Consider the following 15,355-nt stretch of genomic DNA (forward strand, 5'->3'; position numbering starts at 1 on the left):
AGGTCATCGGACGTCGTCCGGGATTGTGGACGGCGGATGCCGGTCGAGCAGCTTCCGGACAGTGTCCGCCCTATGGGAATCGTCGGTGCCGGTATACGCGGCCAGCGCCTGCTCCCAGCCGGCACGGGCCTCATCGATCCGGCGCATTTCGACGAGTGCCAGGCCGAGGTTGTGCCACGCGCTGCCTTCGCCGTGCCGATCTTCGATTGCCCGGAACACGTCTCGGGCCCTGGTGTGCGCGGCGACAGCCTCGTCGATGCGGCCCAGGTGTCGCAGAGCCGTGCCCAGGTTGTTCCACGTGGCGCCCTCGGCGTACCGATCCCCGATCTCCTGGAAGATGACGCCGCCCTCGGCATGGGCCTCGACAGCCTCCTCGAATCGGCGCAGCCCGGTCAACGCCAGGCCGAGGTTGTTCCACGCGCTGCCTTCGCCGTACCGGTCCCCGGTCGCCCGGTAGATGTCACGGGCCTTGGTGTGCGCGGTGACAGCCTCGTCGTACCGACGGGAGTCGGCCAGCGCCTGGCCGAGGTTGTTCCAGGCCATACCCTCGCCATGCCGGTCCCCGATCGCCCGGTAGATGTCACGGGCCTTGGTGTGCGCCTCGACCGCCTCGTCGTACCGACCGGTGTCGGCCAGTGCCAGGCCGAGGTTGTTCCACGCCAGGCCCTCCCCATGCTGGTCCGCCGTCGCCCGGTAGATGTCACGAGCCTTGGTGAGCGCCTCGACCGCCTCGTCGAATCGGCGCAGGCGTCGCAGAGCCGTGCCCAGGTTGTTGCACGCGGTGCCCTCACCGTGCGAGTCACCGGCGGCCCGGAAAATGTCGCGGGCCTTGGTGTGAGCTGCCACGGCCTCGTCGAACCGGCGAACGTCCGTCAGGGCCGAACCGAGGCCACCCCATGCGCCGCCCTCGGCGTACCGGTCGCCGGTGGTGCGGAAGATGACGCCCGCCTCGGCGTACGCCGCGATGGCCCGGTCGAACCGTCGCGCCTCCGCCAGTGCCGAGCCAAGGTTGTGCCACGCGATGCCCTCGCCGTGCGGGTCTCTGATGGCCCGGAAGATAAGGCGCGCCCTGGTGTGCGCCTCGATGGCCTCGTCGAACCGGCGCAGCTTCCGCAGTGCGAGGCCGAGGCCGTCCCATGCGACACCTTCGGCATGGCGGTCCCCCTTGGCCCGGAAGGTCACACGGGCCTCGGTGTGGGCCGCGATGGCCTCGTCGAATCGGCGCAGCTGCCGCAGTGCGAGGCCACGGCTGTCCGACGCGAAGGCCTCGCCGTACTTGTCCCCCCGGGCCCGGCAGAAGTCACCAACCCTGGTCATGATGGTGAGCCAATCGGTGAAATGGCGTCGGAAATCCAGGAATGGGATGAGGACGGCGGCGAGGACGGCGGCGGTCACGGCCACGTGGTCGGGGGCGGCGGTCACGGTGGCGATCAGGTTGGTGTGTTCGGCGTCCAACCAGGCCAGTGCCGCGGATCGATCGCCGAACGTGCTGGTCTCGGACGGAGTCGTAGCGGACAAATGGGTGTTCGCCTCGCGAGCGGTGTCCCGGTAATAGCCGTAGAGGCGTTCGCGAGCCTGATCGACCTCGAGTTGCTCGCCGTCGGCGGACTGCTGTCCGGTGGCGTACAGGCGCAGCAGGTCGTGCATGCTCCACCGCTCCGCGGCGGGCTCGGTGATCAGATGAGCCCGTTCCAGGTCCGCCAGGAGCCCGGCGGCCTGCTGTTCGCCGAGGTCGGCAAGGCGGGCTACAGCAGCCGTGGCGATGTCGGGGCCGGGATTGACCGGCAGCAACCGGAACAGCCGCGCCTGCGCGTCGTTCAGGTGCCGGTAGGACATGTCGAACGCGGCCCGCACCGCGGCCTGCTGGCGGGAAAGCCCATCGAGGCGGTGCCGGTCGCCGCGCAGCCGCTCGACCATGGCCTGGGGGCGCAGATGGGGACGGTCGGCCAGCAACGCGGCCACGATCCGCAGGGCGAGGGGCAGTCCGGCGCACACCTCGACCAGGCCGGCGAGCCCGGCCCGCGCCTCCGGAAGCAGGCGCGGGTCGTCGGGGCCCCGCCGGGCGGCGAGTACCTCACCGATCATTGCCAGTGCCGCGTCCGGGCCGAGCACGTCCACGTCGTGCAGGCGGGCATCCAGATCGAGGGTGTGCCGGGAGGTCAGCAGCGCGGGTACCCGCCCATCGCCGAAGAGCAGCGGGCGCACCTGGTCCTCGCTGGACACGTTGTCGATGATCAGCAGCAGCCGGCGGCCCTGGCCGGTGTAGGCATTCAGGACGCTGCGCCACAGCCGGGATCGGTCTTGTTCTCCGGCGGGAATGTGCTCGCCGGGAATGCCGATCGCCGTCAGCCACCCGGCCAGCGCGTCCGCGGCTGTCATCCGGCGATCGGAGTCGTAGCCGAACATGTCGACGAACAACACCCCACCGGGGAACCAGCCGGCGGCCAGCACGTCGCGCGCGGTCTGCAACACCAGCTCGGTCTTGCCGATGCCCGCCATCCCGGCCACCGCGGACACCAGCTGAACGCCGCCGGGCCGGGCGGGCGCGAGCGCGTTCCGCAGTGCGCCGACCGCCTGTTCGCGGCCGGTGAACACCGACGACGCCGGGGGCAGCCCGGTCAAGGCCGGCTGGATCTCGGGCGGCAGCACGACCTGGACGTCACGGCCCTGGATGACCGCGCTGAAGAACACCCCTCCGGTGATCTGGTTCGACACACCGCCGGCCGGGACCGGAGCGCTGGTGGTCACCCGGCCCGGTCCCCACGCCGGCCGGGCGACTCCGGTGGGGGTAGCACGACGTCGCGCACGTCACGACTCATGATCACGGGGCCGTGGAAGGTGCCGCCCTCGATACGGTTCTCCACGTCACCCGGCGCCGGACCGGCAACCGGCTCCGGTGGCCCGCCCGTTCCGGCGGACCGCACCGGCTGAGTGCTGCCTGATGACGCGGCGCGGCGGTCCTGGATCACCGCGTACACGGCCACCGCCAACCCGGCGATCGTGAGAAACATGCTGATCACGCTGGCGGTCTGGTCGGCCGTCGCCAGATCCCGCCCCGCCAGGTACCTGCCCAGTGCGAACACCGCCAGCCCCAGGACCACCAGGATGCCGACCACCCACCAGCGCCTACCACCGCGTACGGTCACGACTACATTGTCGACGGTCACCGTCGCCCCGGGCACCGGCCCACTGTGCGATGCGAGATCGGCCGACCGGATGCGGTGCGCCAGCCAAGCGCTAGCCGGCCTCGATCCGCTGCAGGATCGCCCGGCTGATCGCGGCCCACTCGCGTACCTGCTCCGGCGTGATCGTGTCGAAGACCAGCCGGTGCACGAGCTCGACGTGGGCGGGCGCCGCCGCCTCGATCGCCTCGCGGCCGGCCGGGGTCAGCACCACGTACGCCCCGCGCCGGTCGGCCTCGCACTCTTCCTTGGCGACCAGGCCGCGGGCGGCCAGCCGGGCGACCTGTTTGGACACCCGGCTCTTGTCCCACTGCAGGCCGTCGCCGAGCTCGAAGGCGCGCAGCCGCCCCTCGGGCACGTCGGTGAGGTGGACGAGCACGTCGTAGTCGGAGAGCGTCAGGCCCGAGGTCCGCTGCAGGTCGCGGTTGAGTTTCGCCGCGAGCCGGGCGTGCAGGTCGAGGAATCCCCGCCAGGCCCGCATCTGGGTGGCGTCGAGCCAGCGCACGTCGGTCGTCACTCTCGCATGTTACGGGCGGGCGGTTGACGCGGCCCGGCCCGCGGAGGAATCTGGTTGCCACGGCAACCACATTCGCTCCACGAACCTCACTGCGGAGGATTTCGATGAGTGCGTGGAATTTCATGAGCTACGAGAGCAAGACCAATCTGGTCGACGCCGTACGCCGTGAGGCGGCCGGCATGTTCTCCCTCGCCGAGGAGCCGGAGACCTGGATGGCCCCGACCGGCGCCGGCGACTGGCAGGTGCGCGACGTCTTCGGGCACCTCATCGACACCACCGAGACGTACTTCGTCGGCTTCGACGCCGCCCGCACCGGCACGCCGCCGCCCGAAGCGGCGCCGCTGCGCGACATGGCGGTGCACGTCGACCGCGGCGCCCGGCAGTTCCGGGCGCTGGAACGCAAGGAGGCGCTGGACCGGCTCGCGGTGGCGCTGGAACGGATGCTCGGCATCACCGAGGAGCTGACCGAACAGGACTGGTCCGGGCTGCTGGTGCCGCACAAGTACATGGGCCCGCTGCCCGCCTTCTTCTACCCGGTCTTCCAGCTCGTCGACTACTCCGTGCACAGCTGGGACATCAGGCAGGGTGTGGGCAAACCGCACGCGCTGGAGGCGCGCTCGGCCGATCTGCTCGTCCCGCTCTGCTACGTGCTCTGGTCGGCGACCCCGCTCGTCGGCCCGGAGACCGAGCCGATGGAGCTCGGCATCCGGATCACCTCGGGCGCCAACGCCGGCGACACCCGCGTCGCCCTCGGCCCGTCCGGCGCCGCGATCAGCCAGGGCTCGATCGGCGACCTGTCCTGCGTGATCGAGTTCGACCCCGGTAGTTTCGTCCTCACCGCCTACGGACGGACGAACGCCGGAACCGCCCGCGGCGACCGCGACCTGGCTCAGCGGTTCCTCGGCGGTTTCTTCCGGATCTGAGGTAGGAGGCACGCCATGGCGCTGGACCTCGAGGCGATCGCTGCCGAACGCGTACGCATCAAAAATGATTATCTGCGTGAGCAACCCGACCGCCCGCCGTCCAGCGCGCGCGGCCTGCACCACTTCGCGCTGATCTGCTCGGACGTGCGCCGGACGATCGACTTCTACCAGGGCGTGCTCGAGTTCCCGCTCACCGAGATCTTCGAGAACCGCGACTATCCCGGCTCCAACCACTTCTTCTTCGACATCGGCAACGGCAACCTGCTGGCGTTCTTCGACCTGCCCGGCCTCGACCTCGGCCCGTACGCCGAGGTCCTGGGCGGCCTGCACCACCTGGCCATCTCGGTGACGCCCGAGCGGTGGCGCCACCTGCAGACCAAACTGGACGCCGCCGGGGTCCCCTACGACGTGGAGAGCGGCACGTCGACCTACTTCCGAGACCCCGACGGCGCCCGCCTCGAGCTACTAGCCGACCCGCTCGGCGAGATGTACGGCACCAAAGTCCTGTAGCGGTCAGTCGTCGATCGCCTGGTAGATGGTGGTCCAGATGTCGTTCCACATCGGCAGGCGCTGGTCTCCCGCGTGCTCCCGCTGGATCATGACGACCGCCGTCAGGTCCTCGGCGGGATCGTTGTACCAGGCGGTGCCGTACTTGCCGGGGCATCCGTAGGTGCCCACCGAGGGACCGACGCGCGTGCGACGGGTCCGGACGTTCATGCCGAAGGCCCAGCTCACGTCGTCGAAGTAGCCCGGCCAGAAGCCGGAGACCGCCTTCTGCGCCGGGCTCAGGTGGTCGGCGGTCATCAGCGTCACCGCCGGCCGCGAGAGCACCCGCACACCGTCTCGGGAACCGCCCTCGAGCAGCGCCGTGCCGAAGGCGAGGAAGTCGTCGGCGGTCGAGACGAGCCCGCCGCCACCGTCCTCGAAGACCGGCAGCCGGCTCCACCGCCCGTCCGGGGCGTCCTCGACGACCGGGCCGCCGCCGACGGCGTACGCGGTGGCGAAGCGGTTGAGGTTCTCGGCGCGCACCATGAATGCCGTGTCCTTCATCCCGAGCGGATCGAAGAGCCGCTCCCGCAGCGCCTCCCCGAAGGACATGCCGGTGGCCCGGGCGACGAGCACGCTGGTCACATCGGCGCCGGTCTCGTACATCCAGCGCTCGCCGGGCTGATGGACCAGCGGGAGCGCGCCGAGCCGGCCGATCCACTCGTCCGGCGGTGGCGCGCCGACCGCGGCCAGCGCGTCGCCGATCGGGGCCGTGCCGGGCTCGGCGAGGACCATGCCGGTGCCCAGGGTGAAGGCGAGCAGATCCCGGAGCGCGATCGGGCGCCGCGCCGGAACCGTGTCGTCCAGCGGCCCGTCCGGATCGACCAGAACGGTCATCTCCGCCAGCTCGGGCAGCAGGTCGTCGACCGGGTCGTCGAGGCGCAGCGTGCAGTCCTCGACGAGCGTCATCGCACAGGCCGCGACGATCGGTTTGGTCATCGACGCGATGCGGCAGATCGTGTCGGTCGCCATCGGCGTCGCCGACCCCGCACCCTCGAACGCGAGATGGCCCGTCGCCTCGACGTGCACCTCGCCGTGGCGGGCAAGCACGACGACCATGCCCGGGACGAAGCCGGAGTCGACGTAGTGCTCGGTCAGCCCGCGCAGCCGAGCCAGCCGTTTCGAAGAGAAGCCACCAGCGGTCACCTGTCTCCTCCTTGTCTCGCCCGTTGGCAAATTACACGTCGCGCCGCCTCCTCGCGGTCCGTCAGCGGCCGATCTTGTCGAGCTCGGCAAGGTCGTCGTCCGAGAGAGCGATTCCCGCGCCCGCGATGTTCTCCCGCAGGTGCGCGGTGGACGAGGTGCCGGGGATCAGCAGGATGTTCGGCGAGCGCCGCAAGAGCCAGGCCAGGGCGACGGCCATCGATGTGGCCCCCAGGCGGGCGGCCACGGTCGAGAGCGCCGACGACGACTGCAGCGGGCTGAAGCCGCCGAGCGGGAAGAAAGGCACGTAGGCGATGCCCCGGGCGGCGAGCACGTCGATCAGCTCGTCGTCCTGGCGGTGCACGAGGTTGTACATGTTCTGCACGCAGACGATCGGTGCGATCGACTGCGCCTCGGCGACCTGTTCCGGCCTCGCGTTGCTCAGTCCGAGGTGCCGGATCAGGCCCTCCCGCCGGAGTTCGACGAGCGTCCCGAACGCCTCGGCGATCGAGCCCGGCTGAGGTCCCCCGGCGTCGCCGAGCCGGAGGTTGACCAGGTCGAGCACGTCGAGACCGAGGTTCTCCAGATTCTCGTGTACGGACCGGCGCAGGCTCGACGGATCACGGGCCACGGGCCAGCCGCCCCGCTGGTCACGCGTCGCACCGACCTTGGTGACGATGTGCAGGGAGCCGCCGTACGGGTGCAGCGCCGCACGGATCAGCCGGTTGGTGACATGCGGCCCGTAGGCGTCGGAGGTGTCGATGTGCGTGATGCCTGCCGCGACCGCCTCGCGGAGCACGGCGACGGCGCCGTCGCGGTCGGCCGGCGGTCCCATGACCCCTGGGCCGGCGAGCTGCATGGCGCCGTAGCCGAAACGGGTGACGGTGAGGTCGCCCAGCGTCCAGATGCCGCCGGGAAGAGTGGTGAGTGCCATGCGCTCCACATTCGGGGGGTAGCTTCCTGATGGGAAGTGGGCACCCCAAGGTGCGTAGCGCACCGGGCGAGGACGGAGCGGTGGGATGGCGACGACGACAGCGGCGCAGAAGAGGGCACAAGCCAAGGCGGACTACGACGCCTTCCTGGCGCAATGTCCCAGTCGCAAGCTGCTCGACCGCATCGCGGACAAATGGGTCACGCTGGTCCTGTCCGCGCTGGGCAGCGACGGCTCGCATCGATTCGGCGCCGACTGCGCCGGTGAGCCCCGGCCGATGCGGTACTCCGAGCTGTCGCGCCTGCTGGCCGGCGTCAGCCAGAAGATGCTGACGCAGACGCTGCGCTCCCTGGAGCGCGACGGTCTGATCACCCGCACCGTGACGCCGACCGTGCCCGTCACGGTCACCTACGAGCTGACTGGCCTCGGCCTTTCTCTGCACGACACTGTGCGCGCCCTGAAGGCCTGGGCCGAAACGCACATGGACGACGTGCTCGCCAACCGCGAGACGTACGACAACCACGCGGAGTGAATGCAGGCGTCATCGGGCCAGGCAGGCGACGGCGAAGAGCGCGGTCACCACCCCGTACAGGTGCACGGTGTGCAGTCGCTCGCGCAGCACCGAGCGATTGAGCAGCAACGTGACCGCTGGATAGAGCGAAGCCACCACCGACGCGGGCGTGAGCGCCGCCGCGGCCGCCACCACGAAGGCGGCGTCGGCGAGCACGTCCGACGCCCCGACCACGACGATCGGTGCCCGCAGCAGCGTGCGGTCGCATCGGCGCAGGGCCACCGCGAGCAGCAGCGCGCCCACGCCCTCGGTGATCCGGGTGACGGCCAGCGCCCAGAACTGGTCCGCCTCGCCCGCCTCGTGCAGCAGGACGAAGTAGGCGCCGAAGCCCAGCGCCGCGGCCGGCGCGCACAGGCTCGCCGCCCGCCGCCGAGGGCACAGCGCCGCGCCCGCGACCGGCCAGCTCGCCATCGTGACACCGGCCAGCCCGGTCGCGACCCCGAGCCCGGCGAGCGCACCGAGACGCTCGCCGTGCAGCAGCCCCCAGCCCGCCGGAACCAGCGCGGCGATCGCGGCGACCGGCGCCACCACCGCCGGCGAACCGTCCCGCATCGCCCTGTAGAGCAGCCCCATCGCCGGCAGCCCGGCCAGCCCGGCCGCGACCGCGAGCCACAGCCGCTCGTCCCGGACCGGTGGGACCGCCCGCACCGCCGCGACCACCAGCACCAGCAGCATGGCCGCGATCTTCGAACCGATCAGGATCGTCAGCACCGGCGTGCGGCGGGCCAGCACCCCCGCGAGAAAGTCGGAGACCCCCCAGGCCACAGCCGCCCCCGCCGCGGCCGTCATCGCCCACGCCATGCCGGTTAGGAGGCTTCGCCGTGGGCGCCCGATACACCTGAACTCATGCGCCGATGATGCCGACCACAAAACCGCAGGTCAGTCGCCTGCAGGGGGACGCTCTATCGGGTTAGCCTCAGTAGTTGGGGCAGATGTACTTCTGGACCGTCGCCAGGATCTTCTTGGCGGTGGCCTCCCCGAAGCCCTTCGGGTGCTGGGCGGAGGTGAATCGCTGGTTGGTCCACCACAGCCATTTCGCCTCGTTGCCGGGGAACTCCTCGATCGTCGTGCACTGGTCCCGGGCGAGGTCGACCATCGCGTCCCGCGTCTTCCCCGCGACCAATTCCGGGCTGATGGTCTTCAGCGCGGCCATGTAGGCGTCCGCATACTTCTGGTCCGGCTCGGCCTTGAGACTGGCGAACTCGTTCGGCGAGATCGGCTTGGCATCGGTGGCCGCGGCCGGGGCAGCCTGATCGGCACACCCCGAAACGGCGAAAAGCGCGAGGAGCGGAAGGGGAAGCAGGCGAGTCACCCCCGGGATGCTCCCACCAACGTCAACACAAGACAGTCACCCACTCGGCCGACGCCAATACCCCCTGCAACCTTGAAAACCATTTAAAACACCATATTGTACGATCCGAGCACGAGCGCACGTCGCTCGTGAGCGATCTGGCTGCAACTGCAGGCCGTAGCGCCTCCGCCGGGCTGAAGTGGCCACCAAAACCCCGGACGACGCCTTCCCGGGCTCTTTGTAAAACTTCTGTTACGCAGCGAACAGAGCCGGCGGAGATCAGCGGCCGGCCACGACGTTGCCGGCCTCGCGCGGCAGCAGGAACGCCTCCACGGCGGGCACCGCCAGCAGCAGCGCGAGCAGCACGAACGCGAACCGGTAGGGCCCGTCGCCGTCCGCGCCGACCCCCGCCCCCAGCCGCACGAGCAGGGCGCCGGCCGCGACGCCGAGGCCGCCGCCCAGCTCCTGGACCGTGGACATCAGCGTGTTCGCGCTGGTCATCCGGGGTTGTGGCACGTCGGCGAAGGCAACCGTGTTGTACGTGGTGAAGCCGACCGAGCGGAAGACCCCGCTCAGCGCCAGCAGGCCGAGCAGCAGGAGCAGCGGCGTCGTCGGCTGGAGCCAGGCGATCCCGACCAGGCAGGCGGCCGAGGCCAGCACCGAGCCGAACATCACCGTACGCATCCCGAAGCGGCGCATCAGCGGCGTGGTCGCCGGTTTGATCCCGATATTGCCGGCGAACAGGGCGATCACCAGCAGGCCCGCGTGCGCGGCGCTCCAGCCGAAGCCGAGCTGGAAGAACAGCGGCAGGAGGAACGGGATCGCCGTGATCACCGCCCGGAAGACCGAGCCGCCGAACGCCGTCACCCGATAGGTCCGCACCGCCAGGATCCGCAGGTCGACCAGCGGCCGCTCGGCCCGCATCAGGTGCAGGATCGTCGCGGTCAGCGCGGCCGCCGCCAGCACCAGGGCCGAGAGGGCCAGCGACCACCGCGGGCGCGTCGCGGCGACTCCCTCCAGGCCGAAGACCAGCGCCGCGATGCCGCACGCCGCGAGCAGGAAGCCCCGCACGTCGAGCCGGCCGGCGTCGTCGGAGCGCACCTCCGGCACGAGCCGCAGGGCCAGAGGCAGCGCGATCAGCCCCAGCGGCACGTTGATCAAGAAGATCCACCGCCAGGACGCATACGTGCTCAGCACACCGCCGAGCGCCGGGGCGATGAGCGGGGCGACCAGCGCCGGCCACGTGAGGTACGCGATGGCCCGTACGAGATCGGTCTTCTCGGTCGTCCGGATCACCACGAGCCGCCCGACCGGCACCATCATCGCGCCGCCGACCCCCTGCAGCACCCGGGTCGCCACCAGCATCGGCAGGCTCGTGGCCGCCGCGCACCCGGCCGAGGCCAGCGTGAAGACGACGATCGCGAGGGTGAAGATCCGGCGGGCGCCGAACCGCTCGGTGAGCCACCCGCTGATCGGGATGAGCACGGCCAGCGTCAGGACGTACGCGGTGATGGCGACGTTTATCGAGACGGCCGCGACCCGCAGGTCCTCGGCGATGTGCGGCGCCGCCGGCGCGATGACCGTGGCGTCCAGGATCTCCATGAAGAACGCGCCGGCCACCAGCAGGGCCAGCCAGCGCGCACCTCTCGTCATGAGTAGATCATGATGCACCGGCGTTCCAGGAGTCGATCACCTGGTTGCCGTGCTCGAACCCGAGGGTGGAGAGCGTCGCGGTGCCGAGCTTGAGCTTGCCGCCGCCGGACGCGGGCAGGCCGATCCAGCGCGCGCCGGCGACCCGCAGCGAGTGTCCGTGAGCGATCAGCGCGACATCGCCGAGTGCGGTGAGCTCGAGGGCCCGGGCGAGGACCCGGTCGATGCGTGCCGCGATCTGGTCGGGCGACTCGCCGCCGGGCGCGCCGTCGGTCCACAGCGACCAGCCCGGGTTCGACTCCTGGATGGCGGCGGTGGTGATGCCCTCGTACTCGCCGTAGTTCCACTCGGCCAGGTCGTCGGTCACCTCGGTGACCTCGAGCCCGGCCAGCTCGGCGGTCTTGAGCGCGCGCTTCCGGGGCGAGGAGAAAACCGCGGCGAAGGTACGCCCCGAGAGCCGGCGCCCGGCCTCGCGGGCCTGCCGCTCGCCCTCCGGCGTCAGGTCAAGATCCGTGTACGAGGTGTGGCGCCCGGCCGCGCTCCACTCCGTCTGCCCGTGCCGGATCAGCACGATCTCCGCCATGCCCTTCTTTCTACCCGCCCGCGCGCCCCGGCGCGCCCGGACGTGCCCGCGACCACAGCCAAGATCGATGCTGAGATCCCGTTGCGCGCGGGCATCGCATCTGCTTTTGTCGATCTAATCCTTACTTAAGGCTTCCGCGGATCGGGGGTCGCGATGGGCGTCTCGGTAGCACGATCGTTCGAGACCGAGGTGGCGAAGGCGTTCCGCTTCCTGGTCTCCGAGTACGGCCTGTCCGGCCCGGTCACGGGCCCCGGGCGGGTCGAGTATTTCGCCTTGGGCGTGACGTACGAGGTCGTGCTCGACCCGGTGGCCCGGGCGGTGACGACGCACGTCGGCAAGGAGCTGGGTGCGGTCCGGTTCGATGCCGACCTGCCGGCGCTGGTCGTGGGCGCGGCGCTGGGCATGCCCGAGCACGTCCGCCGCGGCGCGCACTCGCTGACCGAGCTGCGCGCGACGGTGCTGTCCCAGGCCGCGTACGTCCGGCGGCTCCAGCCCTATCTGACCCCGCTCAACGTGCTGCCGCTGATGCGGGCCGCGTACGCCCAGGAAACCCCGCTCACGGTCGAGGCGTCGTGAATTTCTAGGACTTTCCGAGCAGGCCCCGGTTGTAGCCCTCGGCGACCGCCGCCGCGCGATCGTTGACGTCGAGCTTGGCGTAGATGTTGAGCAGGTGCGTCTTGACCGTGGCCTCGGTGATGAACAGCTGGGCGGCCGCCTCCCGGTTCGTGTTGCCCGACGCGACCAGCCGCAGCACGTCCAGCTCGCGCTGGCTCAGCGGCCCGGTCGACGGCGCCGGGGTGCGCAGCCGGCTCATCAGCCGGGCCGCGACCGAGGGCGAGAGCGCCACCTCGCCGCGGGCCGCCGAGCGCACGGCCCGCAGCAGCTCGTCCCGGGGCGCGTCCTTGAGCAGGTAACCGGTCGCCCCGGCCTCGATCGCCGGCAGCACGTGGCTGTCCGTGTCGTACGTGGTCAGCACCAGCACGCGAGCCGGCACGCCGCGCCGGGCCAGCTCGCCGATCGCGGTGACCCCGTCCATCCCGGCCATCCGCAGGTCCATGAGGATCACGTCCGGCCCGAGCGCCTCGGCCAGCCGCACCGCCTCGGCGCCGTCGGACGCCTCGCCGACCACGGTGAACTCGGGGTCGCGGGCGAACATGCTGCTCAGCCCGTCCCGGACGACCGGGTGGTCGTCGGCGATCAGCAGCTTGATCGGGTCGTTCACGAGCGCACCTCCGGCGCGAGCGGGGCGGGCAGGCAGGCCGAGATCCCGGTGCCGACTCCCACCTCCGATTCGATCTGCAACGTCCCCGACAGCGCCTCGATCCGCTGCCGCATGGCCTCCAGCCCGAAGCCGTTGCCGTCCGGGCGGGCCGGGTCGAATCCCCGGCCGTCGTCGCGGACGTCGAGGGCGGTCTCCCGGTCCATGTAGGAGAGCGTGAGGCCGACCCGGCTCGCGGTCGGCGCGTGCTTGGCGACGTTGGCGAGAGCTTCCTGGGCCGTACGCAGGAGCGCCACCTCCGCCTCCGGGCGCATCGCGCGGGTCTCGCCGGTGACGGTGACCCCGGCCGGGATGCCGTGCCGGGCCGACCACTTGGCCGCCACCTCGGTGATCGCGTCGGCCAGGCGCCCGGTCTCCAGCGGCTCCGGCCGCAGCTCGTTCACCGAGCGCCGCGCCTCGGTGAGGCTCTCCCGGGCCAGCGCGGTCGCCGCCGCGTGGTGCCGGCGCCACGCCGGCGGGTCGTCGGCCGCGTGCTCGGCCGCCTGCAGCTGGGTGACGATGCCGGTCAGGCCCTGGGCGAGGGTGTCATGGATCTCCCGGGCCATCCGCGCCCGCTCGTCCAGGACGCCGGCCGCGCGGGCCTGCTCGACCAGCCGCTGCTGCAGCGCCGCGTTCTCGGTCAGCGCCGTGGCCAGCCGCGCGTTGGCCGCCCGGGCCTCCCGCAGCGCCGTCTCCCGGGTGTCGTAGTACTTGGTGCCGATCTCGCCGAACCAGGCGAGCAGGCACATCGGCACGACGTTGGCCGCCAGGACCGCGAGGAACTGCGCGCGGCCGAGCCAGGTGCCGATCTCCACCCCGGTCGCCTGCGCCGTGCCCGCCACCACCGCGGCGCCGGTGATGAAGTACAGCTCGTGCGGCCAGCCGATGATCCGGAACGCGTACAGGTACAGGGCCGTCGAGTAAAAGCCCCACCACGGGTCCCGCACGACCATGACCAGCCCGAACAGGATCAGCCCGGCCAGGAAGGCGCCCATCACGACCGGGCGGTCGCGCCACGCCGGCCGCAGGGTGAACAGCGCGAGGCTCCACGCCGCGGCCGCCGCGCACAGCACGAGGTCGACCGCGAGGGCGCCCGGCTGGCCCCGCCGGAACGCGAGGGTCACGGCGGTCATGACGGCCAGCAGCGCGTACGGGACCACGGTGACCAAGGGCCGGAACCGCCGGTCCCAGCCCTCCGGCCCGGACATCTGCCACGTCGCCATCGCGCTCCTACTCCCAGCGGAACAATCTAGCCGCCAGCACGGCCGCCCCGGCGGCCCACGCGAGCAACGTGACGAGGGCGAGCCAGTGCGGCCAGTGCCCGTTCGAGGCGTCCTGCATCGCGGTGACCGCCGCGCCCATCGGCGTGGCGTGGCTGAGGTGCCGCAGCGTCGCCGGCATCGTCTGGATCGGCAGGAACAGCCCGCCGAGGAACACGAGCGGGTAGAAGACGACGGCGCCGAGCGCGTTCGCCGCCCGCCCGCCGGGCGCGGCCGCCGTGACCAGCAGCCCCACGGCCAGCAGCGCCAGGGCCGCGAGCAGGATCGTCAGCAGGAAGCCGGCGAACTGCCGGGGCAGCACCACGCCGAAGGCGAACCGCGCGACCAGCAGCAGCGCCGCCACCGAGACCACCGCGGTCAGCAGCATGACGATCAGTTGAGCGGCCAGCACCCGGACCGGCCCGACCGGCGTGGTCCGCAGCCGCCGCAGCACTCCCTTCTCCCGGTAACCCGCGAGCACCGGCGGCAACACGTTCAACGCGAGCATCGCCAGCACAAAGGCCACCAGGATCGGGACGTACGTGTCGAGCAAGGTCAGCCCGCCGAGGTCGTCCCGGTGCTTGTTGTAGAACGGCAGGTTCCCGAAGATGACCAGCAGCAGCAGCGGAAGCCCGACGCCGAACGCCGGCCCCGACCTCTCCCGCAGGAACAGCCTGAGCTCGGTCAGGGTCAGCGTGATCATGCGTTCCTCCCGGTGAGCGACACGAACGCGTCCTCCAGCGTCGGCTGCCCCGCCCGCGCGATCAGCTCGCCCGGCGAGCCCGTGACCAGCACCCGCCCCGCGTCGATCAGCGCGATCCGGTCGCAGAGCCGCTCCGCCTCCGGCATGAAGTGCGTGACCAGCACGATCGTCACCCCACCGGCCCTGATCCCGGCGATCAGATCCCACGTGTCCCGCCGCGCGTGCGGATCGAGCCCGGTCGTGAGCTCGTCCAGCACCGCGATCCGGGGCCGCCCGACCAGCGCCAGCGCGATCGACAGACGCTGTTTCTGACCCCCCGAGAGCTTCCCGTACGGCGTTCTCTCCCGCCCGGCCAGCCCGAGCTGGGCGAGCAGTTCCCGGGAGTCGGCCGGCTCCGGATAGAACGACTGATACAGCCGCATCGCCTCACCCACCCGAAGCCGCTCGGGCAGCTGGCTGTCCTGCAGCTGCACCCCCACCCGCCGGGTCACCTCGGCGTGGTCCCGCTGTGGGTCCCGGCCCAGCACCCGGACGGTCCCACGGTCGGGCCTCCGCAGCCCGACCAGGCACTCCACGGTCGTCGTCTTCCCGGCGCCGTTGCGCCCGAGGATCCCGAAGATCTCCCCCTGCCCCACCGTGAACGACACGTCGTCCACGGCCACCGTGCCGCCGTAACTCTTGTGAAGGTGCTCCACCTCGATGACCGAGCCCACGCCGGTTCTCCTCCGCCCGCTCGCTCCTGCTGACGGCACCCAGAGTCCCCGCTACGGCACCCCACCCGGATCGCCCGATCTCCCG

17 protein-coding genes are annotated in these 15,355 nt (G+C 71.3%); 4 read left to right on the top strand and 13 right to left on the bottom strand.

All coding sequences use genetic code 11. The annotated features are described in order from the left end of the window. Positions 1–3: 3 nt before the first annotated feature. The 3 genes from A3CQ_RS51995 to A3CQ_RS0108290 form a co-directional block, all read right to left on the bottom strand. A complete protein-coding gene (locus A3CQ_RS51995; RefSeq protein ID WP_020510459.1) occupies positions 4–2,748 on the bottom strand; it encodes a tetratricopeptide repeat protein in 2,745 nt (914 codons plus the stop codon). Further along, positions 2,745–3,146 carry a hypothetical protein gene (locus A3CQ_RS0108285; protein WP_157295508.1) on the bottom strand — a complete coding sequence of 134 codons (402 nt, stop codon included), beginning with the start codon at positions 3,144–3,146 and terminating at the stop codon, positions 2,745–2,747. Before A3CQ_RS0108285 ends, A3CQ_RS51995 begins: the two co-directional genes overlap by 4 nt. Before the next feature lie 91 nt (positions 3,147–3,237). After that, positions 3,238–3,699, bottom strand: coding sequence for a MarR family winged helix-turn-helix transcriptional regulator (locus tag A3CQ_RS0108290; protein ID WP_020510461.1), 462 nt, complete (start codon positions 3,697–3,699; stop codon positions 3,238–3,240). Between the two features lie 104 nt (positions 3,700–3,803). Here A3CQ_RS0108290 and A3CQ_RS0108295 point away from each other — a divergent pair, with 104 nt between their 5' ends. Both A3CQ_RS0108295 and A3CQ_RS0108300 read left to right on the top strand, forming a co-directional pair. Next, positions 3,804–4,622: a maleylpyruvate isomerase N-terminal domain-containing protein gene (locus A3CQ_RS0108295; RefSeq protein WP_157295511.1), complete on the top strand. Its 819-nt coding sequence runs from the start codon at positions 3,804–3,806 to the stop codon at positions 4,620–4,622. Positions 4,623–4,637: 15 nt separating this feature from the next. Then, a complete protein-coding gene (locus tag A3CQ_RS0108300; protein WP_020510463.1) occupies positions 4,638–5,132 on the top strand; it encodes a VOC family protein in 495 nt (164 codons plus the stop codon). 3 nt (positions 5,133–5,135) lie between these two features. Here A3CQ_RS0108300 and A3CQ_RS0108305 read toward each other — a convergent pair whose 3' ends face one another. Together A3CQ_RS0108305 and A3CQ_RS0108310 are read right to left on the bottom strand one after the other, a co-directional pair. After that, a complete protein-coding gene (locus A3CQ_RS0108305) occupies positions 5,136–6,314 on the bottom strand; it encodes a serine hydrolase domain-containing protein (protein WP_020510464.1) in 1,179 nt (392 codons plus the stop codon). Between the two features lie 61 nt (positions 6,315–6,375). Beyond that, complete coding sequence (locus A3CQ_RS0108310; RefSeq protein ID WP_020510465.1) at positions 6,376–7,245, bottom strand: aldo/keto reductase family oxidoreductase; 870 nt, start codon at positions 7,243–7,245, stop codon at positions 6,376–6,378. An 85-nt stretch (positions 7,246–7,330) separates the two neighbouring features. Between A3CQ_RS0108310 and A3CQ_RS0108315 the strand changes: the two genes are divergently transcribed. Further along, positions 7,331–7,774 carry a winged helix-turn-helix transcriptional regulator gene (locus A3CQ_RS0108315; protein WP_020510466.1) on the top strand — a complete coding sequence of 148 codons (444 nt, stop codon included), beginning with the start codon at positions 7,331–7,333 and terminating at the stop codon, positions 7,772–7,774. Between the two features lie 9 nt (positions 7,775–7,783). Here A3CQ_RS0108315 and A3CQ_RS0108320 read toward each other — a convergent pair whose 3' ends face one another. The 4 genes from A3CQ_RS0108320 to A3CQ_RS0108335 form a co-directional block, all read right to left on the bottom strand. Continuing rightward, a complete protein-coding gene (locus A3CQ_RS0108320; protein WP_020510467.1) occupies positions 7,784–8,614 on the bottom strand; it encodes an EamA family transporter in 831 nt (276 codons plus the stop codon). A 115-nt stretch (positions 8,615–8,729) separates the two neighbouring features. Beyond that, positions 8,730–9,125 carry a hypothetical protein gene (locus A3CQ_RS57175; RefSeq protein WP_020510468.1) on the bottom strand — a complete coding sequence of 132 codons (396 nt, stop codon included), beginning with the start codon at positions 9,123–9,125 and terminating at the stop codon, positions 8,730–8,732. Positions 9,126–9,383: 258 nt separating this feature from the next. Then, positions 9,384–10,757: an MFS transporter gene (locus tag A3CQ_RS0108330; protein ID WP_020510469.1), complete on the bottom strand. Its 1,374-nt coding sequence runs from the start codon at positions 10,755–10,757 to the stop codon at positions 9,384–9,386. 7 nt (positions 10,758–10,764) lie between these two features. After that, positions 10,765–11,337 (bottom strand): histidine phosphatase family protein, encoded by a 573-nt coding sequence (locus tag A3CQ_RS0108335; RefSeq protein WP_020510470.1) that lies wholly within the window; start codon positions 11,335–11,337, stop codon positions 10,765–10,767. A gap of 153 nt (positions 11,338–11,490) precedes the next feature. On the opposite strand from A3CQ_RS0108335, the gene A3CQ_RS0108340 reads away from it, so the two are divergent. Continuing rightward, positions 11,491–11,913, top strand: a complete 423-nt coding sequence (locus A3CQ_RS0108340; protein WP_020510471.1) for a hypothetical protein — start codon at positions 11,491–11,493, stop codon at positions 11,911–11,913. 4 nt (positions 11,914–11,917) lie between these two features. Here A3CQ_RS0108340 and A3CQ_RS0108345 read toward each other — a convergent pair whose 3' ends face one another. The 4 genes from A3CQ_RS0108345 to A3CQ_RS0108360 are packed head-to-tail and all read right to left on the bottom strand — an operon-like array spanning position 11,918 to position 15,270. Next, entirely contained in the window at positions 11,918–12,559 is a 642-nt protein-coding gene (locus A3CQ_RS0108345; protein ID WP_020510472.1) for a response regulator, read from the bottom strand. Further along, the gene (locus A3CQ_RS0108350) at positions 12,556–13,818 is read right to left on the bottom strand and encodes a sensor histidine kinase (protein WP_245577121.1); all 1,263 of its coding nucleotides are present in this window, start codon (positions 13,816–13,818) and stop codon (positions 12,556–12,558) included. Before A3CQ_RS0108350 ends, A3CQ_RS0108345 begins: the two co-directional genes overlap by 4 nt. A gap of 7 nt (positions 13,819–13,825) precedes the next feature. After that, positions 13,826–14,557, bottom strand: coding sequence for an ABC transporter permease (locus A3CQ_RS0108355; protein WP_020510474.1), 732 nt, complete (start codon positions 14,555–14,557; stop codon positions 13,826–13,828). Further along, positions 14,554–15,270 (bottom strand): ABC transporter ATP-binding protein, encoded by a 717-nt coding sequence (locus A3CQ_RS0108360; protein ID WP_020510475.1) that lies wholly within the window; start codon positions 15,268–15,270, stop codon positions 14,554–14,556. Before A3CQ_RS0108360 ends, A3CQ_RS0108355 begins: the two co-directional genes overlap by 4 nt. Between the last annotated feature and the right edge of the window lie 85 nt (positions 15,271–15,355).

Source organism: Paractinoplanes globisporus DSM 43857, assembly GCF_000379645.1.
GTDB classification, from domain to species: Bacteria; Actinomycetota; Actinomycetes; order Mycobacteriales; family Micromonosporaceae; genus Actinoplanes; species Actinoplanes globisporus.